The following is a 24,126-nucleotide window of genomic DNA, read 5'->3' as shown; positions in this document are numbered from 1 at the left end:
TTATTTCTTCGCCCCCGGGCGATACATCTTGAACAACGCCTCTGGCCCCAGCTGGAAATAATCCGCTGGCCCGCCGCCGCGCAGAATCGGTTCTGCCGCGGCGGTGTCGTACACCCCATCCTTCAACAGCCATTTGGCGATATGCACGGCGACCACTTCGCCGAGAATCAGCCAGCTTGGCACCACATTTCCGTCCGCTCGCTGCAACTGAATGATCTGCGTGACCTTGCACTCGAAGGACACCGGGCTTTCGGCGACGCGCGGCACCTGGATGATTTTCGAAGCAACCGGCGTCAGCCCCGACAACTCGAACTCGTTGACCTCGGGCGGGACCATGGCGCAGCTCTGGTTCATCTGCTCGGCCAGTGGCCGGGTCGCCAGGTTCCAGGCAAATTCGCCGGTCTGTTCGATGTTGTTCAGGCTGTCCTTACGGCCAACGCTGGAAAAACCGATGATCGGCGGAATGTAGTTAAAGGCGTTGAAGAAACTGTAAGGCGCCAGGTTCAGGTGGCCGTTGGCGTCCTGGGAGGAAATCCAGCCGATGGGCCGTGGGCCGACGATGGCGTTGAATGGATCGTGCGGGAGGCCGTGGCCGTTGGCGGGTTCGTAGAAGTGGATGTCGTCTGCCATGGCACAAATTCCTGGGTTCTCGATAGGCGGTCATGGTGCAAGGACGAGCGGATAATTTCCAGCGACGTGATCAAAATGTGGGAGCGAGCCTGCTCGCAATCTCCACTCATTGGCGTGCATGACAGATTTTTCATAAAGCACTTACCTATTTTTCACCGGGCCGTCGTCAGTCTGCGCCCCGACTATTACCTGTGAAAAACGGTCGATTTGACCAATGGAGTTCTACCCTCGATGAATAAACTTCCGCAAATCACCTTGGCATTCTGGGTGATGAAAATCTGCGCGACGACCCTGGGAGAAACCGCTGGGGATTTACTGTCGATGACCTTGAACGTCGGTTACGCCGTCAGCTCGCTGATTTTGATCAGCGTGTTCGTACTGACCTTGGTCGCACAGTTGCTGTCGAAAACCTACAAGCCGATGCTGTACTGGATCGTGATCCTGTCGACCAGCACGGCGGGCACGACCATGTCGGACTTCATGGACCGCACGCTTGAACTCGGCTACGCCACGGGGTCGATGATCCTGATCGCGATTCTGCTGGGGATATTTGCCGCCTGGCGCATGAGCGGTGATTCGCTGAACGTCACCAAGGTCCAGACCTTTCGCGGTGAGATGTTCTACTGGATGGCGATTCTGTTTTCCAACACCTTGGGCACGGCGCTGGGCGATTACCTGGCGGACGACTCTGGCTTGGGCTTTGCCGGTGGCGCGCTGTTTATTGGCTCGACCATTGCGGTGGTGGTGCTGCTCAAATACTTCACGAAGATTTCGTCGGTCGTGTTGTTCTGGGTAGCGTTCGTACTGACGCGGCCGTTCGGCGCAACGCTGGGTGATTTCCTGACCAAGCCTCATGCGAAGGGTGGTCTGGATTTCGGCACCATCGGGTCGTCGCTGGTGTTGGCGGGGATTCTGGTGGTGATGATTGCCGGGGCTTCTTACGCACAGAACAAGTACGCGAAGCCTGCAGTTGCCGAGTTGACCTGATACCGAGGCGTGGCCATCGCGAGCAAGCCCGCTCCCACAGGGTCTGGTGTACGCAGATCCAATGTGGGAGCGGGCTTGCCCGCGATGAGGCCAGTAAAGCCACCATCAATTTAACTGTCAGTCAGTCTCGATCCGCGAATGCTTGCGGGTGTCTTTCATGGTCACGTACACCAGCAACGACACCGCGATGCACGCCGTGACATACCAGTAGTAACCGGTTTCCATGCCGATGCTCTTGAACCACAGCGCGATGTATTCAGCGGTACCGCCGAAGATCGACACGGTCAGCGCATACGGCAAACCCACGCCCAGTGCGCGGATCTCGGTCGGGAACAGTTCGGCTTTGACCACGGCGTTGATCGAGGTGTAACCGCTGACAATGATCAGCGCGGCCATGATCAGGAAGAACGCGCCCCACCAGGATTGAACGGTGTGCAGGGTGGTCAGGATCGGTACGGTGAACAGCGTCCCCAGAATGCCGAAGGCAATCAGGATCGGACGTCGACCGACTTTATCCGACAACGCGCCAACGATCGGTTGCAGGCACATGAACAGGAACAGCGTCGCTGCCGAAATGGTGGTGGAGTCGGAAATGCTCATGCCGACGGTGTTCACCAGGTACTTCTGCATGTAGGTGGTGTAGGTGTAGAACGCCAGGGTGCCGCCCATGGTCAGGCCGACCACAGTCATCAGTTCCTTGGGATGGCGCATCAAGGTGCGCATGGCGCTTTCCTTGGACTTTTCCTTCTTGGTGAACGACTCGGTTTCTTCCATGCCACGACGCAAGTACAGCGCGACCACGGCACACAGCGCGCCGATGGCGAACGGGATGCGCCAGCCCCAGGCGTACAACTCTTCAGTGGTCAGCACCTGTTGCAACACGATCAGCACCGCCAACGCGATGAGCTGGCCGGAGATCAGGGTCACGTACTGGAAGCTGGAGTAAAAGCCGCGACGTTCCTTGGTCGCCATCTCGCTGAGGTAAGTCGCCGAGGTGCCGTATTCGCCGCCGACCGACAAACCTTGCAGCAAACGCGCGAACACCAGCAGGATCGGCGCGCCGATGCCGATGGTTTCATAACCCGGGCTCAGGGCTATCAGCAACGAGCCGAAGCACATCAGGTAAACCGAGGCCATGAGCGCGGCTTTACGACCGGCCTTGTCGGCGTAGAGGCCCATCAGCCAACCGCCGATCGGGCGCATCAGGAAGCCCACGGCGAAGATCGCTGCAGTGTTCAACAGTTGCGCAGTGGTGTCGCCTTTGGGGAAAAAGGCCTTGGCGAAATACAGCGAGAAGGCGGCGTAGACGTACCAGTCATACCACTCGACCATGTTGCCGACAGAGCCGCTGAAGATCGATTTGATGCGGCTGGCGGTGGTTCTGGTTTTGGCGGGCACGGCAGCCGACCCAAGGGGCAGGGCGTTAGAGTTATCCATTGAAGGATCCTTCGTTTAATTGTTTTTGTGGAGCGCGTTAAAACGCAGCCTGCTCGGGCTATAGCAGGAGCTGTGCCAGATCGGGGAGGGCCGGTTTAGAGGGGTTTTGACGTTTGAGTGAGCGGAAATCCGCTTATTGGTAAGGGTGACTGAGCGGAAAATCGCTTACCTGGCGGGAGGATTGCTTTGTCTTGATCGTTCCCACGCTCCGCGTGGGAATGCCTCAACGGACGCTCCGCGTTCGGCTTTTGGGACGCAGAGCGTCCCGGGCTGCATTCCCACGCGGAGCGTGGGAACGATCATTCACTCAGGAACATCTCGCGGGTCAGGCCATGCCGCTGCATCTTTTCATTGAAGGTCCGGCGCGGCAGTTGCAGTTCTTCAAGCACTGCTTTCACATCACCCTTGTGCCGGGTCAACGCCGCGCGCAGGCAGTGCGCTTCGAACGCTTCCGCCTGCGCCGCCAGTGACTGCCCGGGATCGATGCCCATCGGTTCCGGCTCACCCAGCCCCAGCACCTGGCGCTCGGCAACGTTCGCCAGTTCGCGCACATTGCCCGGCCAGTCATGACTCAACAGATGGCTCAGCTGCGGCCCGCTCAACGGTGGAAAAGTCCGCCCCAGACGCTCGGCCGCATTCTGCGCAAAGTTTTCGAACAGCAACGGAATGTCTTCGCGCCGCTCGCGCAACGGCGGCAGCCGTAATTCGGCGACATTCAGTCGATAGGCCAGATCCTCACGAAAACGCCCGGCCCGCGCCTCATCCAGCAGATCAGGTTTGGTGGCCGCGATGATCCGCAAGTCCACGCGAATGCTCTGGTTCGAGCCCAGTCGCTCAAGCTTCTGCTCTTGCAACACTCGCAGCAGTTTCACCTGCTGCGCCAGCGGCATGCTTTCGATCTCATCGAGAAACAGCGTGCCGCCATCGGCGTATTCAAGTTTGCCGATGCGTTTGCCCGCAGCGCCGGTGAACGCGCCGCTTTCATGGCCAAACAATTCAGCCTCGAACAGCTGCTCGGGAATCGCCGCGCAATTGAGCGCCACAAACGGCTTGTCCGCCCGTGGCCCGAAGTCGTGCAGGCAGCGGGCGACCAGCTCTTTGCCGCTGCCGGTTTCACCACGGATCAACACGTTCACCGGCAGTGCCGCCAGATCCAGCACCTGCCGGCGCAACGTCTGCAAACCGCGGGACACGCCCAGCAGCGTTGCGTCGAGCTTGGCGCGGTTGTCTGCCAGCTCATGCAAGGCGCGGTTTTCCAGCACCAGCCGGCGCTTGTCCAGCGCCCTGCGCAAACTGCTGAGCAAGGTTTCCGGGCTGAAGGGTTTTTCGAGGAAGTCATAGGCGCCATCGCGCATCGCTTCGACCGCCATCGGCACATCGCCGTGACCAGTCAGCAAAATCACCGGCAGGTCGGCATCACGACGCTGAACTTCGGCCAGCAACTCAAGGCCTGTCATGCCGGGCATGCGCACATCGCTGAGGATCACGCCGGGGAAGTGACCGGGTAAATTCGCCAGGCACTCATCGGCGCGGCTGAACAACTGCACCTCGAAGCCCGACAGGCTCAGCCATTGTTCGACGGCGCTGCGAATACTGCTCTCGTCGTCGACCACCATCACTGAGTTCAGCATGGGCTGTGAACCTCCAGGTCGATGGGCAAGGTCAGGGTGAACACCGCGCCGTTTGCACGATTGTCGGCGCTCAGGCGTCCGCCCGATTCGTGAACGATGGCGAACGATACCGCCAAGCCAAGGCCCAGGCCATCGCCCACCGGTTTGGTGGTGAAGAACGGATCGAACACGTTCGCCAGGTGTTCCTCGGCGATACCACCACCGTTATCGCTGACGCTCAGGCGCCAGAGTTGTTCGTCGGCTTCAATGCGGATTTCCAGGCGCTTGCAGGGTTTATCCCGCATGGCATCCAGGGCATTGCGCAGCAGGTTGATCAGCACCTGCTCCAGACGAATCGCATCACCGCGCACCCAAGCCGGGCGTGTCAGGTGCAGCACGGTGCTGACCTGCTCGTCACGCAAACGGGCGTCGAGCAATTGCAGCGATTGGTCCACCACCGCCGCCAGATCGAGCCGTTCGCGCAGGCCGCTGGGGCTTTTGCGGGCGAAGGTTTTCAGATGGCCGGTGAGGGCAGCCATGCGCGTCAGCATGTCGTCCACCGGTTTCAGAGCCTTGTAGGCATCGTCGACCCGACCGTGATCGAGCAGCAGCCTCAGCGTCGCAAGCTGCATGCGCTGGGCGGTCAGCGGCTGATTGATTTCGTGGGCGAGGGCGGCCGACATCTGGCCGAGGGCCGCAAGTTTGGCCGATTGCACCAGACCGTCCTGCGCGGTGCGCAGATCACGGGTGCGTTCTTCGACCAATTGTTCGAGTTCTTCGCGGCTGCGCTGACGCATTTTTGCCAGGCGCCAGCGCTGATTGAGGAACAGCAACAAAAACACCAGCGCCAGCCACAATCCGGCGGCGGCGAGCGCGGCATTGCGGCTGTCTTCGAACGCAACTTGTGGGCGACGCAACAGGTGCAAGGTCCAGCCTTCAGTGGCCAGCGGCAGCGATTCCCAGAGGTAATCCGCCGTACCGTCAGGCCCGACGACGCGCATCAAATTGCTGTTGTCGTCAAAGTGCTGCAGCGCTTGATGGTCCAGCGGTGTCAGAGGTTGTTTGTCGTATTGTCGGGTGACCTTCAGCTCGCTGTGATCGCTGTCGCTCAGCGGTTTCAAGAGGCGATAGCGCCAGCCCGGCTGATTGGCGATGAAAATGATGCCGCGTGCATCGCTGACCAACAGCGTGTCGCTGCCCTGACGCCACTCGCGCTCCAGCTCCGGAAACTCGAGCTTCACCACCATCGCGCCGAGAAACTCGCCGCTGTCGCCGGTAACCGCGCTGGACAGGAAATACCCCGGAATCCCGCTGGTCACGCCTACCGCATAAAAGCGCCCGGTGCCCTGGGTGCGGGTCTGGCTGAAATAAGGGCGAAAACCATAGTTGTGGCCGACGTAACTGCTGGGCAAACGCCAATTGCTGGCGGCCACGGCGAGACCGTTACGGTCGAGCAATTCCAGGGTCGAGGATTGCGCAGCGCCGTTGATTTTTTCCAGTTTGAGGTTCAAAGCGGCCTGTTGCTCAGCCGATACCGGGCCATTGAGGGCGCCGCGCAACTCCGGGTCCAGCGCCAGCACGGCGGGCAGGGCGCGGTAACGGTCGATCAGTGTGTGCAGAGAATTGGCGTACAAGGCCAATTGCTGGTTGGCGCGGGCCGCGTCCTCGACCAGCGCCTGGCGTTCGGCGTGACGCACGGCCAAGCCTGCCGCCAACGCGGCACCGGCGATGATAAGCAAGGTATAAAACGACAAACGCAAGGTACGAGAAATCGGCAGCATGCTGTGGGAAACAGGAAGAGATATGGGCACGCACCATAGCATGCCGTCCGCACTGGTTACTGTCGTGACAACGACCTGTTTCTCAAGCAGCAGTGACTCTGGACGACCGAGAGTGCAGCTTGTGTATGGGAATCTCTGAGTTCGCTACACGTCCTTGTCTATCAGATGGATAAAGGCTGGGAGTTTTGATTGCCAACAGCTTTACGAGCCAGCAACAAAACGGCCGGGTCGTCATGTGACGAGCCGGCCGTTGGGGTCAATCGAAGCGCTTACTGCACTTCGACTGCCAGGCTTTCACTGATCTTTTTCTGCCAGATGGCAGGACCGGTGATGTGTACCGATTCGCCTTTGCTATCCACTGCAACGGTCACCGGCATGTCTTTGACCTCGAACTCGTAGATCGCTTCCATGCCCAGTTCGGCGAATGCCACCACGCGGGATTTCTTGATCGCTTGCGCTACCAGGTAAGCCGCGCCGCCGACTGCCATCAGGTAAACGGCTTTGTGGTCCTTGATCGCTTCGATTGCGGTCGGGCCGCGCTCGGATTTGCCGATCATGCCCAACAGGCCGGTTTGCTCGAGGATCTGACGGGTGAACTTGTCCATCCGCGTTGCGGTGGTCGGACCGGCAGGCCCCACCACTTCTTCGCGCACCGGATCAACCGGGCCGACGTAGTAGATGAAGCGACCTTTGAGGTCCACCGGCAAGGTTTCACCCTTGTTCAGCATCTCGACCATGCGCTTGTGCGCGGCGTCGCGACCGGTGAGCATCTTGCCGTTGAGCAGGACGGTTTCGCCCGGCTTCCAGCTCTGCACTTCTTCAGGCGTCAGGGTGTCGAGGTTGACGCGACGGGCCGATGGGCCTGCTTCCCAGACGATTTCCGGGTAGGCGTCCAGCGGTGGCGCTTCCAGCGAGGCCGGACCGGAACCGTCGAGCACGAAGTGCGCGTGACGGGTGGCGGCGCAGTTGGGGATCATGCACACCGGCAACGAAGCGGCGTGGGTCGGGTAATCCATGATCTTCACGTCGAGGACGGTGGTCAGGCCACCCAGGCCCTGGGCGCCGATGCCCAGTTGGTTGACCTTCTCGAACAGCTCCAGACGCATCTCTTCGATACGGTTCTGTGGGCCGCGTGCCTTGAGCTCGTGAATGTCGATGGACTCCATCAACACTTCCTTGGCCATCACGGCGGCTTTCTCGGCGGTGCCGCCGATGCCGATGCCGAGCATGCCCGGTGGGCACCAGCCGGCACCCATGGTCGGAACGGTTTTCAGCACCCAGTCGACGATTGAGTCGGACGGGTTGAGCATGGCCATCTTCGACTTGTTCTCGGAACCGCCGCCCTTGGCTGCCACGTCCACTTCCACTGTGTTACCCGGAACGATGGAGTAGTGGATAACGGCCGGGGTGTTGTCCTTGGTGTTTTTACGAGCGCCCGCCGGGTCGGCGAGGATCGAGGCACGCAGGACGTTTTCCGGCAGGTTGTAAGCCCGGCGCACGCCTTCGTTGATCATGTCGTCCAGGCCCATGGTGGCGCCATCCCAACGTACGTCCATGCCCACGCGAACGAAGACGGTGACGATGCCGGTGTCCTGGCAGATCGGGCGGTGGCCAGTGGCGCACATCCGCGAGTTGATCAGGATTTGCGCGATGGAGTCGCGGGCTGCCGGCGATTCTTCGCGCAGGTAGGCCTCGTGCATCGCCTGGATGAAGTCAACGGGGTGGTAGTAGGAAATGAACTGCAGGGCGTCGGCAACGCTCTGTATCAGGTCGTCTTGCTTGATCACGGTCATGAGTCGCGCTCCTCTAAAAGACGGGAACATTCAATAAGGTGCTTGCAGCTTGGGTGCATCGGTCGGTTGCAAGCACCTTTCAAGGCACGCCGGGCATGCTGGCGCGACGCTAAAAAGGCGCGGCAGTATAACGCGCCTCGCTGGCGGGTACACGCGCCAACGGTCAATCGTTGGTCGCATACCGCCCACAAGTTCTGGGCAGAGACCAGGACTCAGATGAAGCGGGACATGCTTTTGACGCCAGTTTTTTGCCCCTAAAATTGAATGGTCATTTGTCAGACACCCCACTAAAGTGGCATTCGGTCTGTAGAGTAGGACACTCGATCAGCCTCCTTTCGCACGGTGAGTCAACGATTGACCCATAACGCCATCCAACGGCTTCTGCTCAAACGCTTTGCCCTCGCAGCCGGCACCTACGCCCTGGCTCTGGTATTGCTGTGGCTGGCTTTTTTTACCGGACATTACGATCAACCGTTGACCAGCGTGGCCGTCGGCAGTGCGCTGGTGGTCATCAGCCAAGCCGCGTTGTTCGCGATGTTTTATAGCGGCTGTAACCTTAAGTGCGCCGATCCGAGCCTGACGGAAGTGCAAGTGTTGATGGGCCTGGGGTGGCAGACATGGCTGATCGCCAATCTGGATGAAGCCCGCGGTTCCTTTCTGGTGTTCTACGTGCTGATCCTGTTGTTCGGCCTGTTTCATCTTTCGCGCCGGGCCTTTTTGCGCTGCACGTTGCTGGTGTTTTTCAGTTTCAGCGCAATCACGCTGTGGGAGGGTTACCACTTCCAGTTGACCGATCCTGCACTGGCCGCGCTTCAGGTATGCGTGCTGTTCATCGTGCTGGTGTGGCTGGAGCTGTATGCCCGTTACGTCCAGGCTTCGCGCCAGCGTATGCGTCAACGTCGATTTGCCTTGCAGGCGCACCAGGACACCCTGCGCGGGATGATGCGCCAGCTCGAAGATCTGGTCGCCACCGACGAACTGACCGGGCTGTTCAATCGCCGCCATTTCCTGCGCCTGGCCTCTCGCGAATTGAACGCCATGGACGCCGGTGTTGTGCACGGCCTGGCCTTGATCGACCTCGACCACTTCAAGCGCATCAACGACATTCATGGCCACGCCGCGGGTGATCAGGTGCTGCAAGCCTTTGCGGCGGTGGCCAGTGCCTGCCTGCGTGAAGGCGATGTGCTGGCCCGTTATGGTGGCGAAGAGTTTGTGGTGCTGCTGCCCGACTGCAATCCCGAGCGGCTGACCTCCTGCTGTGAACGACTGCGCATCGCCTTCACCGACGTCGAGTTGATCGGTCTGAAAGTGGGCAACCTCAGTTTGTCCGCAGGCATGACGTTGCTGGAGCTCGGTGATGATCTGGACGACGCGTTGCAGCGAGCCGATCAGGCGCTTTACCGGGCCAAGCGCGACGGCCGCAACCGTTGCGCGGCGGCGTGGGAGAACGTCGATGCCTGAGTTGCGCGTCGGCGAGCGTCATTGGTCGGTGGCGCCGGGCAGCAACCTGCTCGATGCCCTGAATCAAAACGGCGCGGCCGTGCCCTACAGCTGTCGCGCCGGCAGTTGCCATGCCTGCCTGGTGCAATGCGTTCAAGGAACGCCCGGCGACAACCGCCCCGATGCCTTGAGCGCCGAGCAACGTCAGCAGGGCTGGCGTCTGGCGTGTCAGTGCCAGGTGGTCGAAGACCTGCAGGTGCACACGTTTGATCCGCAGGTGGACGGTCGTCCGGCCAAGGTCGTTGCGGTCGATTGGTTGAGCGCCAGTGTGTTGCGTTTACGCCTGATACCCGAGCGTCCGTTGCGCTACAGCGCCGGGCAGCATCTGGTGTTGTGGGCGGGCAACGTGGCCAGGCCCTATTCCCTGGCCAGTCTGCCGGAAGATGACCGTTTTCTGGAGTTTCACCTCGATTGTCGTCAGCCGGGAGCGTTCAGCGATGCGGCCCGCCAGCTGAAAATCGGCGATCCGATCCGCCTAGGCGAACTGCGCGGCGGGGCGTTGCACTATGACCCGGACTGGCACACCCGGCCCCTGTGGCTGCTGGCCGCCGGCACGGGGTTAGCGCCATTATTCGGCGTGTTGCGCGAAGCGCTGCGTCAGGATCACCAAGGCGCTATACGCGTCATTCACCTGGCCCATGAGGCGAGCGAGCATTACCTCGCCAAACCCCTGCAAGCCATGGCCGATGGGCGTCCCAACCTCAGTGTCGAGTTCTGGACCCCGGCCGGGTTGCCGCAGGCATTGGCGCAACTGCGGCTTGTTTCCCGGCAAACCCTGGCCTTAGTCTGCGGAGCCCCCGACAGCGTCGATGCCTTTGCCCGGCGTTTGTACCTGGCCGGATTGCCGCGCAACCAACTGCTGGCGGATGTCTTTGTTCCCCGTGGTTGAGCGCTGATCGTTTAACGACGCGAGACTCGCCATGCCCAATGCCATTGAAGTTGAACGCGAACGCGGTCTGCTGACCCTGCGCCTGAATCGTCCCGAAAAGAAAAACGCCCTGACCCGCGCCATGTACAGCCACTTGGCCGAGGCGCTCAAACAGGCCGATGCCGACCCTGAAATCAACGCCGTGCTGATCACCGGCAGCGCCGAGTGCTTCACCGCCGGCAACGACATCGCCGATTTCATCCAGCAGCCGCCGGGCAACCTCGACAGCCCGGTGTTCCACTTCATGCTCAATTTGCTGGAATGCCGAAAACCGGTGATCGCTGCCGTGGCGGGCGCGGCAGTGGGGATCGGCACAACGATGCTGCTGCATTGCGATCTGGTGTATGTCAGTCGTGATGCGCGGTTGCGTATGCCGTTCGTCAATCTCGGGTTGTGCCCGGAGTTCGGCTCCAGCCTGATCCTGCCTCGAATGCTCGGCCATGCCAAAGCGGCAGAGCTGTTGCTGCTGGGAGAAGGTTTCAGTGGTGAACAAGCCGCGCAGTGGGGCATTGCCACCGAGGCGTTGGGCAGTGGCGAAGCGGCGTTAGCCAAGGCGCGGGAAATGGCGTTGCGCTTTGAGTCGTTGCCACCGGAAGCGGTGCGCGTCAGCAAGCAATTGATGAAAGCGCCGGACCGGGAATTGTTGCGCAAAGTGATAGAAGAAGAGGGCGCGTTATTCACACAGCGGTTGCGCTCGCCGGAAGCGATGGCGGCGTTGTCGGCCTTTATCAACCGGCAATGACACCGATCGTTCCCACGCTCTGCGTGGGAATGCAGCCCGGGACGCTCTGCGTCCCAAAAGCCGAACGCGGAGCGTCCGTAGAGGCATTCCCACGCAGACGGTTCGACGCCTCGACGTGGGAACGATCATCTTCCGGATCAGAAACCAAAAAGCCCCGCCATTCACATGGCGGGGCTTTTCTATTTCAGCAACCGGTCAATCAGACCATCGGGTCGCCAACGTGCAGGATTTTCATCCCGTTGGTGCCGCCGATGGTGTGGTAGCTGTCGCCCTTGGTCAGGATGACCCAGTCGCCTTGCTGGACTACGCCGCGTTTGAGCAACTCGTCCACCGCAGCCTGGCTGACTTGCTCAGGCGGCAAGGAAGCCGGGTCGAACGGTACGGTGTAGACGCCGCGGAACATGGCCGCGCGGGCCTGGGTTTCGCGGTGCGGGGAGAAGGCGTAGATCGGCACCGAAGAACGGATGCGCGACATGATCAACGGCGTGTAGCCACTTTCGGTCAAGGCGATGATCGCCTTCACGCCCGGGAAGTGGTTGGCGGTGTACATGGCCGCCAGCGCGATGCTCTGGTCGCAGCTTTCGAAGACCTTGCCGATGCGGTGGCTGGAGGTCTTGCTGGTCGGGTGCTTTTCAGCGCCGACGCAGATGCGCGCCATCGCCTGCACAGCTTCCAGCGGATACAGACCGGCAGCACTTTCCGCCGACAGCATTACGGCGTCGGTGTAGTCGAGCACGGCGTTGGCCACGTCGGACACTTCAGCGCGAGTCGGCATCGGGTTCTGGATCATCGACTCCATCATCTGGGTCGCAACGATCACAGCCTTGTTGTGGCGGCGTGCGTGCAGAATGATTTTCTTCTGAATGCCCACCAGCTCGGCGTCGCCGATTTCCACACCCAAATCACCACGGGCAACCATGACCGCGTCGGACGCCTGGATCAGCGCGTCGAGGGTTTCATCGTCGGCCACGGCTTCGGCGCGTTCGATCTTCGCCACCAGCCAGGCAGTACCGCCGGCCTCGTCGCGCAGTTGACGGGCGTATTCCATGTCGGCGGCGTCACGCGGGAAAGACACGGCGAGGTAGTCGACTTCCATCTCGGCGGCGAGCTTGATGTCAGCCTTGTCTTTCTCGGTCAGGGCTGGAGCCGTCAGGCCACCGCCGCGACGGTTGATGCCTTTGTGGTCGGACAGCGGGCCGCCGATCAGTACGGTGCAGTTCAGTTCGGTGGCAGTGGCGGTATCGACGCGCATCACCACGCGGCCGTCATCGAGCAGCAGCTCGTCGCCCACGCCGCAGTCCTTGACCAGGTCCGGGTAGTCGATGCCGACCACTTGCTGGTTGCCTTCGGTCAGAGGATGGCTGGTGGAGAAGGTGAATTGATCACCGATCTTCAGCTCGATCTTCTTGCCGGCGAATTTGGCGATACGGATTTTCGGGCCTTGCAGGTCACCCAGCAGGGCAACGAAGCGCCCGTGCTTGGCAGCGAGGTCCCGCACCAGCTTCGCGCGAGCCTTGTGCTCGTCGGGAGTGCCGTGGGAGAAGTTCAGGCGGGCGACGTCCAGGCCAGCCAGAATCAGCTGTTCGAGAACTTCCGGCGAGTTACTGGCCGGGCCAAGGGTAGCGACGATTTTGGTGCGACGGACGGACATTCAAAGACTCCTGAGTTCAAGCGCTGAGTGAGGCTACTATGGTCTCGGGGTGTAGTCATTGTTCGTTTGCACTACTTTTTGTGAAGAGCTTTGTTATTCGCTTGTTTATTGAAACGAACATTCCTGAAGATTTCACGCACCGGGTCGATACAGAGCTCAAGACAGGAGATTCCCCATGCGATTCGTGCCCATTGCCGCCCTTGCCCTCAGCGTTCTCAGTGTGACGGGGTGCGCCCGTTGGTCGATGAACCACCATTTGAATAACGCCTACAGCGCATACGATCGCGGCAATTGCGAGCAGGTCATGCTCGAACTGTCGAAAGTCGAACGCTCCAGCCGCGCGCGGCCTTATGTGTGGCCGGAAGTGTCGATGATGCGCGGCCAGTGCCTTGAACGACAGAAGCTGTTCATCGATGCGGCGCAGACCTATCAGTTCATCATGGCGTCGTACCCGCAAAGCGAATACGCCTACCGCGCCCGTGCACGTCTGGAAACCTTGCAGAGCCTGGGTCATTACCCGACGCGCGGCGCGGCGACCGTTCGACCGTCCCAGTTCTGATGACGCAGATCATGCAGAGGCTGGCCTGCTGACGTCGGTGAGCTATAGTCCAATGGATCGGTTTTAGAGCCTTGCCTCTAAACCGAGGTCACACCTGTGATCGGCAGGAGTAAGCGTCAGCGGTTTGATGAACTGACGCACCGGGATCGGGTAGAGCGTGCCAGGCTTTGAAAAAAACCGGCCCGTTCCGAAGCATTAGTGCGGCCCTGCTTAAGGGCCTTGCTGGGCCATTTGCGCATGTTCACCGACCGCCGGATCGAGCGGCATCAACTGCCGTATTTTCTGAGAGTGTTCAACAGTGTCACCGACAAACCCATCGGCTTCCTGGGCAACGTGTCCGCAGACGGATTGATGCTTATCAGCCAGTTGCCGATGATGGTGGGCGCCGACTTTGACCTGCGATTAAAAATCCCCGCAGGCAACGGCTGCCAGCAGGTCATCGACCTGACGGCGTGTTGCCTGTGGTGCCATGAAGACACCACTCCGCACCACTACGACGCCGGGTTCAGCCTGCAACGGGCACCGCCGGAGTATGAGCAGTTGATGCAGGCGTTGAAGCAGTATTTCAGCTTCCAGTCGTTGCCAGCTTCGGCCTGACAAGCAAAAAATCGCAGCCTCGTTGCACTCGACAGCTCCTACTGGGATATCGCATACATCCTGTAGGAGCTGTCGAGTGCAACGAGGCTGCGATCTTTTGATCTGGCGCCTTACGTCTCCTTGATTGCCTGCTCGTTATCCAGCGAGCGCTCCACCAGCATCAACCCCAACTCACTCATCCGATAAATCGCCATCGCTAGATGCCGCTGCTTGTCGTCCAGGCTTTCAGCGAGGTCGAGCAGCAGGATGCTGACCGAGGAAAAGGTTTCGTAAGTCTCGATGGTCAGGGCTTCAGTTTTGGCATCAGGGACAACGGTAAACATCTTCATGGAGCGTTCCTCGGTGGTGCGTTCGTTAGCAAGGGACGATTTAATGTTTGATTGAGATAGTGGTTAAGAGCTTTTTGGGCGGCGGCATGAAGTTTTTTTGGATTTGAAATGGCATGCGGCGAGCGTGGAGGCTCGGATGGGACAGGTATAGCCTTTGACATTGGGTTAACTCCTTATGGATCGCTGTTGAATTGCGATAGGAGAACCTTAAATCGGGTTGGCGTTCGCCCGAAGTCAGTCAAGGGCATCACATGTTGTAGGCAGAAGCGCCTGATGATGTAGCCGTTGTACGGCCACATGTAGGACCGGAGTGAATGCAGGCTTTGACCATGAGCATTAGCCACTGCAAAGCATCGCTTTCTACGGCGTCACTCCTAGCTTTAGGTAAAAGGTTTAGAAAGCTTGAATAGCTACTCTCCTTGGAAGTCACTTGAAATAGATAGTAAGGCCAAAGAAATAAACTCTTGGTTTTGATCCACTGTTTCCAGCGCATCTCTTATGTTACCTGCGACGGCGATGGCGCCTTGCTTCTCAGCCCAGATAGAGAGCTCGTCTATCGCAGCGCTCAAAGCCAATTGGCTGTGGTTGATTTTGTTTAGCAGTGAGGCGATGAGCTGTTTATCGTCCATGATTTATTCCTTACTAACTATTTGGTAAGTCGGATTTTCATTCACCGAGAGCTGTATCAGCAGCGGCTATTCTGTAGTGCCGAGGGCCATTTTCACCTTGTTTATCATTAAGGAACGAGCACCTCAACGTATCGCTATTACATAATTCCTGCCTTCTTCCAACCCAAATACCGCGTCACCAACTCGGCGCCCAACTCCTGGGGCCGAGCATCCACCACCAGCACTCCATGAGCCTTCAACCGCTCATGGAGCTGCGCCCGGTCATTCAAATAGTCCACCGTCCCGCAATAGGTTAGCGCCTCCGGCAAAGTTTGCACGGGCGTGTGCCGTAGATTGTCGAGCAAGTCTTCACGCAGGCTCGCCACCAACACCCGATGCAGTTTGCTCAGGCGTTTGACGGCGGTCAGCAGTTCTTCGTCGTCTTCATCCCGCAGGTTGGTGACCAGTACCACCAGCGCCCGGCGTTTTTGTCGGGCCAGTAGCTGTGTGGCGGCAGCCTGATAGTCGGCGGGGCGTTGTGTGCTGTCGAGGTCGTAGACGGTGTTGAGCAACACGTTGAGCTGGCCCGTGCCTTTGACCGGGGCGAGGTAGTGCGGTTGGTCGCTGGCGAAGGTGCTGAGGCCGACGGCATCACCCTGGCGCAGGGCGATGTAGCTGAGCAACAGGCAGGCGTTGAGTGCGTGATCGAAATGCGCGAGTTCGCCATCCTGGCTGCGCATGCGCCGGCCGCAATCGAGCATGAAGATGATTTGCTGGTCGCGCTCGTCCTGGTATTCGCGGGCGATGGGGGTGCGTTGGCGGGCGGTGGCTTTCCAGTCGATCTGGCGCAGGCTGTCGCCTTCGCGGAATTCGCGCAGTTGATGGAATTCCAGGCCAAGGCCGCGACGTTGTCGTTGGCGCACGCCGAGCTGGCTGAGCCAGTTGTCCACCGCCAGCAGTTCGCCGCCGTAGAGGCGGGCGAAGTCGGGGTAGACGCGGGTGTGGTCGAGCAGGGTGAGCAGGCGTTTGTCGGACCACAGCCCCATGGGGCTCGGCAGGTTGATTTCGCAGTGTTCGAAGCTGAAGTGGCCGCGTTTGAGCGGACGCAGTCGGTAGCCGATCTGGCTCTGTAGACCGGGTTGCAATTCGGCCGACAGGGGAAGGTGTTCAAAGCTCAGGCCGTCAGGGACGTGGTCGAAAATCTGAATGTTCAGTGAGTAAGCAAAGTCATGCTCGACTTCCAGGCGCACTTCGCTCCATCGACCCAGTGCGAGGCTGCCGGGCATTTGTCGCTGGATGCGCGGAGACGGCAGGCGCTTAAGGCGAACGGCGTCGAGAACGGCCAGTGCCAGCAATGCCAGGAGCAGTCCCCAGTTGATCGACAACAGGGTGGAGGGCACGTCGTATTCCAGCGCCCGCAAGGTGCCAAGCACAATGCCGATGCCCAGCAGGATCGCGAGCCAGATCAACAGCAGGCGTGACGGTTTCACAAACGCGGCGCCGACACTTGGTCGAGCAGTTGCTTGAGCACCTGATCGACGTCCAGCCCTTCGATGTCCAGCTCCGGGGCAATCCGCACCCGATGGCGCAACACCGCGAGGGCGCAGCCTTTGATGTCATCGGGAATCACGAAGTCGCCACCGCGCAGCAGCGCACGGGCGCGAGCGCAACGCACCAGGGCGATGGACGCCCGTGGCCCGGCGCCGAGGGTCAAGCCCGGCCAGGTTCGGGTGGTGCGCGCCAGACGCACGGCGTAATCGAGCACCTGATCGTCAAGCGGCAGATCGCTGGCGATGCGCTGCAAGGCCAGCACGTCCTTGGCTTGCAACACGGTGCGCAACGGTTGCACGTCGAGCATGTCGGCGCGGGTCGAGCGGCTGACCTGGCGAACCATGTCCAGCTCTTGCTCGGTGTCGGGGTAATCCATGCGGACCTTGAGCATGAAGCGGTCGAGCTCGGCTTCCGGTAACGGGTAAGTGCCTTCCTGTTCGATGGGGTTCTGCGTGGCAAGGACCATGAACGGTTGCGCGATGGGCAGGGCGCGGCCTTCGAGGGTGACCTGGCGTTCCTGCATGGCTTCGAGCAGCGCGGCCTGGGTTTTCGCCGGGGCGCGGTTGATTTCGTCGGCCAGCAGCAGGTTGGTGAACAGCGGGCCTTTGCGCAGTTTGAACTGCTCGGTGTTCAGGTCGTAGACCGCATGCCCGGTGACGTCGCTGGGCATCAGGTCCGGGGTGAACTGGATGCGCGCAAACTCGCCACCGAAGCAACGGGCCAGCGCCCGCACCAGCAATGTCTTGCCCAGCCCCGGGACGCCTTCGAGCAGCACATGGCCGCCTGCGATCAGTGCGGTGAGGACGTCATCGATCACGGTATTCTGGCCGATCACCGCTTTGCGCAATTCAGTTCTGACCGCTTGGGCCAACTGACTGGCGCGCTGGCGTTGCTGGGCGGCGTGGGTCGCGCTGCCAGGCTCGATCTGTTGACTCATAGCGTGTTCCTCAAGGTTTGCAGGTGGGCGACCTGACGGCTGAATTCAGCGCTGGACAGCCGCTGCTTCGGTGGCGGGCTCATGGCCTGGCTGATGGCGCGTGTGGGTTGGCCGGTCAGGCGTGCGAGCACCAGCCATTGTTCGGCGACGCCGAGTTGTTCATAACCGGGGTGGCGGTGACGGACCCGGCGCAGGATGTCTTGCTGCAAGGCTTGCAACAGGGTGTGCTGACCGCTGCGGCGCAGGATGAAATCGGCGCTGGCGCGCAGGTGTTCCTGAAGTTGTCGGCGGGCTTTGGGTGCCGGTTCCAGCAGCGGACCATGACGGACCCCGACGCGCCAGATCCCAAGACCGATCAGGGCAATCAGCGCTACCAGTGCCTGGGGGAAGTTGCGCAACAGCAAGGTCGGCAAGCTGTCGTGATCGGTATTGAACAGCAGTGTCACGCTCGTGTCGGCGGTCAGGTACCAGAGCAGCCAGGCGTTGTCGTACTGTTCGATGGCCGGGTTTTTCCACAGGTCGGCGTCGGTCACCACGGTGATCGAGCCGAGGCCGTGGTTGAGCTGCATCATGTGTGTGGCCTTGGCACTGTTGGCCCAGGCCTGCGCGAGGTTTTTCGGGTCTTCGAGATGGAACGCGGTGTCGAAGCTGGCGTAAGCCGGAGCTGTTTCATCCTCCAGATACAGCTTGGTCAGTTTCGGGTAGGGGTCGTCGAGGACGTCCGGCGGCGGTGCCTTGAGGTCTTTACTCAGCAACTGGTGCAACTGCACTCGATCAAGCAGCAGGTCGTTGCTCTGGCCGGTTTTTTCATCCCACACGGATTGGGCCACAAACAAAAGACGTCCGCCGGCCCGGGTCCAGTTCAACACCTGATCAATCTGGCGCGGCGACATGTTCGCGCGATCGCCGAGCAACAACAGGCTGTGTTGACGTGGATCGAGGATCGGCAAGATGTCGAGGCTGTTGGCGTGACTGACGCTCAAGCCCTGTTGGCGCAGGAAATACTCGGCGGCCAGATACGGATTTGCCTGGGCATCGGGGGATGGACCGTGATCGATTTCTACCTGATAGGGCGTGGCCTTGAAGTACAGATAGAGGCTTAGGCCGCCAAGCAGCAGCGCGATGAGCGCGCCTCCACCGAACCACAAACGCCGGCTCAACGGACTGCTCCCGGGCCGAACAATGCGCGCCAGCCATCACACAGTTCCTGCTGCAAGTGCGCGGGTGGCAGTCGATGCCCGTAGGCCATGTTTTGCCAGTGCAAGGTCAGGGTTTTGCTGAAAGCGAGCAAGGCTGGTTGATGCAGTTGCGCGACGCGCTGGAGCACTTCGCCTTCGGTGTCGGCCGCTTTTAGCGCCATGTTGTGCTCATGCAACAGGTGGCTGAGCAGGGCGCGATACAGCAACCCGAGGGCGGCGCGCGGGTTGTCCGGCCAGAGACTTTCGGCGCTGGCTGCAATGTCGGCGGGCAGGGTTTCGCGATTCAACTCCAGGCCGAAAGCGCGTTGCGGCACGGCACGCGCAACCCGGCGGTTTATCGGTGGTCGACGGCTGACGAACGTCTGCAACCAGTCGCGGTAACGCCAGATCAGCAAACCGACGGCCCCGATCACGGCGCCCCACAGCAGCACTTCGATCAAGTTGGCGAGAAAACCGAAACGCTGGCTGTCGAACAGGCTTGCCAGCGCTTTCAACCAGTCAGGTGTCTTGCCGTCGTTCGGGTTTTGGCGGCCAGGTTCGTCTTCGCCAAATCGATAGCGGGTGACCGTTTCCTTATTCTTGAACGGGGGCTGGGCGAGGAGGGTTTTGATGCTGTCTTTGGAGGCCTGGCTGGTCAGCGGTTGATCCAGCAGGCGCGGACTGTCCGGCGTAATAGCCGGCTCGTCGGCCCAGACGTTCTGTGCAGCCGGCACCAGCATCATCGCGGCCAGCAGCAATGTGACTGCCGTACTCATGAGGCGTTGGCGCAGTCGGCGGAACACCAGTTCGATGTCCCAGGCTTCCAGCGACGTGCGTCGATTCAGGTAAAGGCTGAAACCACAGGCCACATAAACCGGCTCCCAGACAATCAGCACCAGCACGTAAAAGGTATTGGTCAGGTGCTCCAGCCATCGCCATTCCTGCACGGCGGCGGTAATCAGGGTTTGCCATCCCCAATCCAGTTCGACCTGTTGTGGCAGGAGCATGTAGAACAGCACCAGCAAACCAATCCACAGCGCACTTTCCAGGTGCACGCCAATAATCGTCAACCATTGCGCGGCGCCAGCGTTGCGCTGCAGCAGTACGCTTAAACGTTGTTGGCGTGCTTCGCCCCCCAGGCCTTCGAGTTGCACCACCGGCATCAGAAAACTGCGGCTCAGGCTTAGCCGTCGCCAGGTCAGGCTGGCGAGCAATTGTGGTTTGAGCAGGTGCGGCCACTGGCGCAGCGCCTGTTTCAAGGTCGGCGTTTCACCGAACATTGCGCTCGACAGGATGTACAACGGCAGTCGTTCGAACGCCGGTTTGAGCCACCAGAAGATGAACAGCGCGAGGGACGGTGAATCCCACAGAAACACGGTGAGCAGGGCGAAGACCGGCAAGGTGACGATGGCCCAGCTGGTCATCAGCAAGCGTCGATGGCGCTGGCTCAACAGGACGCCCAGGTCCATGGCTTCCCATGTCGAGCGGGGGCGGATCACGACCGTGGCGTCACTCAGGCGCATGGCGGGTCCGTCCGGCAAACAGCAGATACGTCGCCATCAACACCCATAGCGCCGCGCCGACCAGGTATTTGGTCATGGGGGGCGGCGCGGTCATTGATGACCAGTACGCTTCGATAAACGCCGCAATCAATAGAAACAGCATGACGCCGCAGATCAGCAACACGCTTTTGCGCGCCGCCAGTCGCAATGCTTCGGCGCGGGGCAGGCGTCCCGGTGCGATCAAGGCCCAGCCCAGTTGCAGGCCGGCGGCACCGGCCAGGGCAATGGCGCTCAGTTCGAAGGCACCGTGCCCGATGACGAATGACCAGAAGGTTTGCCCATAGCCGATGTGCGTCAAATGCCCGGCCACGGCCCCGATCATCAGCCCATTGAAGAACAGGAAAAACACGCTGCCCAGGCCAAACAGTATTCCGCTGGCGAAGGTCTGAAAGGCGATGCCGATGTTGTGCATGATGTAGTAACCGAACATCACCCAGTCTTCACTGGCCGCACGCTGCGCCGAACGGCCCAAATGGCCGGCGACGGGGTCGTACATGCTTTGCATCTCACTGATCTGCTCGGCCGGGATCAGGTTGTAGACGAGGTCCGGGAACAGATACACCAGCAGCGCGAAGCCTATCAGGCTGCCGAAAAACATCAGGCCGGCGGCGAGTACGAAGCGCCATTGCTCGCGCACCAGTCGCGGAAAATCAGCCAGGATGAAGCCCAGGACGTTGGCGCCCAGTCGACTGCGATGCCGATACAGTTGCTGATGCCCGCGCAGCACCTGTTGCTGCAACGAGTCGATCAGGAAACTGCTGTAGCCGCGTTCCTGAGCTAGTGCCAACTGGTGGCAGAGGCGTCGATAGTCTTTGGGGAAGCTGGCGATTCGGGTGGTTTCCTTGCCACGCTCCAATTGCTCGAGCATCAGCGAAAACTGCGTCCATTCGGCCTGGTGACGATTTTCGAAAAGACTCTGCTTCATGCCGGACCCAACAAACCACGGGCAATGCCATTGAGTTCGGCCACGGCCCGCGGCTCTGACACCTGCAACGGCTGGGCGAGGATGGACGCCAGTTCATTGACCCGTGCCGCCGAGAGTTCGCCTTGGCGCTCGGCGAAACCGAGGATGGCGCGTTGCTCGATCAGCGTCAGTGCAAACGCCGGGCGTAGGGGAGGCGCATCCGGCAGTTGCGGACGGGCAAGCGGTTGCTCGCGGTAAATCACCAGCGTGCCGGCGGCCAGGTCTCCGAGGCGTTTGAAGGTGGGATGTTGCAGGCAGCAGATGGCCCCGAGGAAATAGCCGAAGGGCAACAGGTCGACGAATCGCAACAGGTTGCGCAGCAGCGAAGCGGACCAGCCGACCGGCGTGCCGTCGTCGTGCACCACGCGCAATCCCATCCATTGTTTGCCCGGCGAGCGACCCTGGTTGAGTACTTCGAACAGCACCATGTACCACCAGCTCACCGCGAACAACAGAATCGAGCCAAGCCCTGCGCCGAGTTTTCCCAGAAACGCCAACACGACAAACAGGATGCCGAGGATCAGTCCGCGCAGGCCCAGGTCGATGGCGAAGGCCAGCGCACGGACCATCAACCCGGCCGGGCGCAGTGGCAAGTCGATGCCTTCGGGCGTTTCGACCTGATACCGCGTGTCCAGTGGCGGGGACAGCGTCGCTTTCCTTTGCAGTGCTGTGGTCTCGAGCATGGGCAACCTTATGTGACCTGTTCGGGATTCGATGTTCGTCCGATGCTAGCAGCCTCTCGGGGGGAAACGACATAACTATGTATTGCACGGTAAGTAGGCAGAGGTGATTGAATGACAAGATTACTGGCCGGGGCGGGATGTGAACGCCTAGACTTTGCCGATCTTCAGTTCAGGAACAGCCCGTGACCTCGATCTTCTGGTACGACTACGAAACCACTGGCATCAATCCGCGATGCGACCGCCCGCTGCAGGTGGCGGGGATTCGCACCGACTTCGATCTCAATGAAATAGACGAACCGGTCAACCTCTTTTGCCAGCCCAGTGAAGACATCCTGCCGCATCCGGCCGCCTGCGCGATCACCGGCATTACCCCAGGCCAGTTGGCCGAACAGGGTTTGCGTGAAGCCGATTTCATGACCCGTGTGCACGCCCAGCTCGCAGCACCTGGGACGTGCGGGGCGGGGTACAACACGCTGCGTTTCGACGACGAGATGACGCGTTATAGCCTGTATCGTAATTTTTTCGACCCGTATGCCCGTGAGTGGCAGGGCGGTAACAGTCGCTGGGACCTGATCGACGTGGTGCGGGCGGCGTATGCGTTGCGCCCCGACGGCATCATCTGGCCAACCGATGAGGAAGGGCGGGTCACCCTCAAGCTTGAACGACTGACCGCTGCCAATGGCATTGATCACGGCAGTGCCCACGAGGCGTTATCGGACGTTCGCGCCACCATCGCGCTGGCGCGCCTGATTCGTGAAAAGCAGCCGAAGTTGTATGACTGGCTGTTTCAGTTGCGCGGCAAACAAAAGGTCATGGACCAGATTCGCCTGTTGCAGCCGATGGTGCATATCTCCGGGCGTTTCTCGGCCGCGCGAAGTTACGTCGGTGTGGTGTTGCCGCTGGCCTGGCATCCGCGCAACAAGAACGCATTGATTGTCTGTGACCTGCACCTCGATCCCCAGGGGTTGCTCGATCTGGATGCCGACGCCTTGCGCCAGCGGCTGTATACCCGTCGCGATGACCTGGCTGAAGGTGAACTGCCGGTGCCGCTCAAGCTCATCCATATCAACAAGTGCCCGGTGGTGGCGCCGTTGTCGGTGCTGCGTCCAGACGATCAACAGCGCCTGGGGCTGGACATGGCGCTTTATCAGGAGCGCGTGCTGCGGCTAAGTGACGCACAACAGGTTTGGCGGGATAAGTTACTGGCGATTTATGCCGGCGAAGACTTCACGCAGAGCCAGGACCCCGAACAACAGTTATACGATGGTTTTATCGGTGATCGGGATCGGCGTCTATGCGAGCAAGTCCGAGCGGCCGACCCTGTCCAATTATCACAAGAGCAATGGCCTTTCGATGACGAACGTTTGCCTGAATTGTTGTTTCGTTATCGCGCACGTAACTTCCCTGATACGTTGAATTTCGAGGAGCAAGAGCGCTGGCGAATATTCTGTCAGCAACGTCTGTCAGATCCTGAGTGGGGGGCGCCAAATACGCTGCAAACTTTCATGGAGGCTGCTGCCCAATTGGCAATTACCGCTACATCGTTTCAGCGGGAGGTGCTCAATGAATGGCAGAATTATGTCCAGGGATTACGCAAACGTTTAAATCTTTGAAAACGAAAAGACCGCAGCCTGAATTGCGGACATAAAAAAACGCCAGCATCTGCTGGCGTTATTTTTTGTCGCGGATAAGTCTTTGACAAACTCTGCGGCTTAGCCCAGCAGAGTAGCCCAACCTTCCACCACGTCACCGCCCCACTTGGCTTTCCACTCTTTCAGAGTCTTGTGGTTGCCACCTTTGGTTTCGATGACTTCGCCGTTGTGCGGGTTTTTGTATTGCTTAACTTTACGGGCACGTTTGGTGCCAGTAGTTTTTACTGCGCCACCGCGTGGAGCCTTGGTTTTGGATTCTGGATCCAACAGCGCGATGATGTCACGCAGGGACTTGGAGTATTCGCCCATCAGGGTGCGCAGTTTGCCTTCGAATTCCAGCTCGGTTTGCAGTTTGTCGTCTTGGGACAGGTTCTTCAAACGGGCTTGCAGCTCTTTGATAGCTTCTTCGGTGGCGCGGTATTCGTTGATCAAGGACATGGGGACTAC

21 protein-coding genes and 2 pseudogenes are annotated in these 24,126 nt (G+C 60.1%); 8 read left to right on the top strand and 15 right to left on the bottom strand.

Annotation, left to right across the window (positions count from 1 at the left end):
- Positions 1-630 carry a flavin reductase family protein gene (locus tag HNR03_RS10400; protein WP_259153287.1) on the bottom strand — a complete coding sequence of 210 codons (630 nt, stop codon included), beginning with the start codon at positions 628-630 and terminating at the stop codon, positions 1-3.
- A gap of 231 nt (positions 631-861) precedes the next feature.
- On the opposite strand from HNR03_RS10400, the gene HNR03_RS10395 reads away from it, so the two are divergent.
- Complete coding sequence (locus HNR03_RS10395) at positions 862-1,617, top strand: hypothetical protein (protein WP_259153286.1); 756 nt, start codon at positions 862-864, stop codon at positions 1,615-1,617.
- Positions 1,618-1,734: 117 nt separating this feature from the next.
- On the opposite strand, the gene HNR03_RS10390 is transcribed toward HNR03_RS10395, so the two are convergent.
- From HNR03_RS10390 to HNR03_RS10375, 4 genes are all read right to left on the bottom strand, one after another.
- On the bottom strand, positions 1,735-3,054 hold the full coding sequence (locus tag HNR03_RS10390) for an MFS transporter (RefSeq protein WP_259153285.1): 1,320 nt from the start codon (positions 3,052-3,054) through the stop codon (positions 1,735-1,737).
- Between the two features lie 299 nt (positions 3,055-3,353).
- The gene (locus tag HNR03_RS10385) at positions 3,354-4,685 is read right to left on the bottom strand and encodes a sigma-54 dependent transcriptional regulator (RefSeq protein WP_259153284.1); all 1,332 of its coding nucleotides are present in this window, start codon (positions 4,683-4,685) and stop codon (positions 3,354-3,356) included.
- Positions 4,679-6,445 (bottom strand): ATP-binding protein, encoded by a 1,767-nt coding sequence (locus HNR03_RS10380; RefSeq protein ID WP_259153283.1) that lies wholly within the window; start codon positions 6,443-6,445, stop codon positions 4,679-4,681. The genes HNR03_RS10385 and HNR03_RS10380 overlap by 7 nt, the downstream gene beginning before the upstream one ends.
- A gap of 269 nt (positions 6,446-6,714) precedes the next feature.
- Positions 6,715-8,238: a fumarate hydratase gene (locus HNR03_RS10375; protein ID WP_222588203.1), complete on the bottom strand. Its 1,524-nt coding sequence runs from the start codon at positions 8,236-8,238 to the stop codon at positions 6,715-6,717.
- Between the two features lie 354 nt (positions 8,239-8,592).
- Between HNR03_RS10375 and HNR03_RS10370 the strand changes: the two genes are divergently transcribed.
- The 4 genes and pseudogenes from HNR03_RS10370 to HNR03_RS10360 all read left to right on the top strand — a co-directional run bounded on the left by HNR03_RS10370 (position 8,593) and on the right by HNR03_RS10360 (position 11,408).
- A complete protein-coding gene (locus tag HNR03_RS10370) occupies positions 8,593-9,699 on the top strand; it encodes a GGDEF domain-containing protein (RefSeq protein ID WP_222588202.1) in 1,107 nt (368 codons plus the stop codon).
- Positions 9,651-9,761 (top strand): annotated as a pseudogene (locus HNR03_RS31915) (hypothetical protein); the annotation flags it as partial. The gene HNR03_RS10370 and the pseudogene HNR03_RS31915, both read left to right, overlap by 49 nt.
- A complete protein-coding gene (locus HNR03_RS10365) occupies positions 9,728-10,627 on the top strand; it encodes an iron-sulfur-binding ferredoxin reductase (RefSeq protein WP_405046054.1) in 900 nt (299 codons plus the stop codon). The pseudogene HNR03_RS31915 and the gene HNR03_RS10365, both read left to right, overlap by 34 nt.
- A gap of 31 nt (positions 10,628-10,658) precedes the next feature.
- A complete protein-coding gene (locus tag HNR03_RS10360; RefSeq protein ID WP_259153250.1) occupies positions 10,659-11,408 on the top strand; it encodes an enoyl-CoA hydratase-related protein in 750 nt (249 codons plus the stop codon).
- Positions 11,409-11,607: 199 nt separating this feature from the next.
- Here the strand turns inward: HNR03_RS10360 and pyk are convergent, their stop codons facing one another.
- Complete coding sequence (gene pyk / locus HNR03_RS10355; protein WP_090187526.1) at positions 11,608-13,059, bottom strand: pyruvate kinase; 1,452 nt, start codon at positions 13,057-13,059, stop codon at positions 11,608-11,610.
- Positions 13,060-13,234: 175 nt separating this feature from the next.
- Here pyk and HNR03_RS10350 point away from each other — a divergent pair, with 175 nt between their 5' ends.
- Together HNR03_RS10350 and HNR03_RS10345 are read left to right on the top strand one after the other, a co-directional pair.
- Positions 13,235-13,618 (top strand): tol-pal system YbgF family protein, encoded by a 384-nt coding sequence (locus HNR03_RS10350; protein WP_222588199.1) that lies wholly within the window; start codon positions 13,235-13,237, stop codon positions 13,616-13,618.
- Between the two features lie 237 nt (positions 13,619-13,855).
- Complete coding sequence (locus HNR03_RS10345) at positions 13,856-14,215, top strand: PilZ domain-containing protein (RefSeq protein WP_222588198.1); 360 nt, start codon at positions 13,856-13,858, stop codon at positions 14,213-14,215.
- 110 nt (positions 14,216-14,325) lie between these two features.
- On the opposite strand, the pseudogene HNR03_RS10340 reads toward HNR03_RS10345, so the two are convergent.
- The 8 genes and pseudogenes from HNR03_RS10340 to HNR03_RS10305 form a co-directional block, all read right to left on the bottom strand.
- Positions 14,326-14,705 (bottom strand): annotated as a pseudogene (locus HNR03_RS10340) (DUF6124 family protein).
- Between the two features lie 249 nt (positions 14,706-14,954).
- Positions 14,955-15,173 carry a hypothetical protein gene (locus HNR03_RS10335; RefSeq protein WP_222588196.1) on the bottom strand — a complete coding sequence of 73 codons (219 nt, stop codon included), beginning with the start codon at positions 15,171-15,173 and terminating at the stop codon, positions 14,955-14,957.
- A gap of 137 nt (positions 15,174-15,310) precedes the next feature.
- Entirely contained in the window at positions 15,311-16,642 is a 1,332-nt protein-coding gene (locus tag HNR03_RS10330; RefSeq protein WP_222588195.1) for a DUF58 domain-containing protein, read from the bottom strand.
- Positions 16,639-17,640, bottom strand: a complete 1,002-nt coding sequence (locus HNR03_RS10325) for a MoxR family ATPase (protein WP_090187506.1) — start codon at positions 17,638-17,640, stop codon at positions 16,639-16,641. Before HNR03_RS10325 ends, HNR03_RS10330 begins: the two co-directional genes overlap by 4 nt.
- On the bottom strand, positions 17,637-18,800 hold the full coding sequence (locus HNR03_RS10320) for a DUF4350 domain-containing protein (protein WP_259153245.1): 1,164 nt from the start codon (positions 18,798-18,800) through the stop codon (positions 17,637-17,639). Before HNR03_RS10320 ends, HNR03_RS10325 begins: the two co-directional genes overlap by 4 nt.
- Complete coding sequence (locus HNR03_RS10315; protein ID WP_259153243.1) at positions 18,797-20,341, bottom strand: DUF4129 domain-containing protein; 1,545 nt, start codon at positions 20,339-20,341, stop codon at positions 18,797-18,799. The genes HNR03_RS10320 and HNR03_RS10315 overlap by 4 nt, the downstream gene beginning before the upstream one ends.
- Complete coding sequence (locus HNR03_RS10310; RefSeq protein ID WP_259153242.1) at positions 20,328-21,305, bottom strand: stage II sporulation protein M; 978 nt, start codon at positions 21,303-21,305, stop codon at positions 20,328-20,330. The genes HNR03_RS10315 and HNR03_RS10310 overlap by 14 nt, the downstream gene beginning before the upstream one ends.
- The gene (locus tag HNR03_RS10305; RefSeq protein ID WP_222588191.1) at positions 21,302-22,027 is read right to left on the bottom strand and encodes an RDD family protein; all 726 of its coding nucleotides are present in this window, start codon (positions 22,025-22,027) and stop codon (positions 21,302-21,304) included. The genes HNR03_RS10310 and HNR03_RS10305 overlap by 4 nt, the downstream gene beginning before the upstream one ends.
- A gap of 182 nt (positions 22,028-22,209) precedes the next feature.
- Between HNR03_RS10305 and sbcB the strand changes: the two genes are divergently transcribed.
- Positions 22,210-23,640: an exodeoxyribonuclease I gene (sbcB, locus tag HNR03_RS10300; RefSeq protein WP_259153241.1), complete on the top strand. Its 1,431-nt coding sequence runs from the start codon at positions 22,210-22,212 to the stop codon at positions 23,638-23,640.
- A gap of 99 nt (positions 23,641-23,739) precedes the next feature.
- Here the strand turns inward: sbcB and mvaT are convergent, their stop codons facing one another.
- On the bottom strand, positions 23,740-24,117 hold the full coding sequence (mvaT, locus tag HNR03_RS10295; protein ID WP_007933316.1) for a histone-like nucleoid-structuring protein MvaT: 378 nt from the start codon (positions 24,115-24,117) through the stop codon (positions 23,740-23,742).
- Positions 24,118-24,126 lie beyond the last annotated feature (9 nt).

The sequence above is a fragment of the Pseudomonas sp. JAI111 genome (genome assembly GCF_024809425.1).
In the GTDB taxonomy this organism is placed as follows: domain Bacteria; phylum Pseudomonadota; class Gammaproteobacteria; order Pseudomonadales; family Pseudomonadaceae; genus Aquipseudomonas.
The sequence above is the reverse complement of the archived record's forward strand: the minus strand, read 5'-3'. Positions and strand labels throughout refer to the sequence as shown.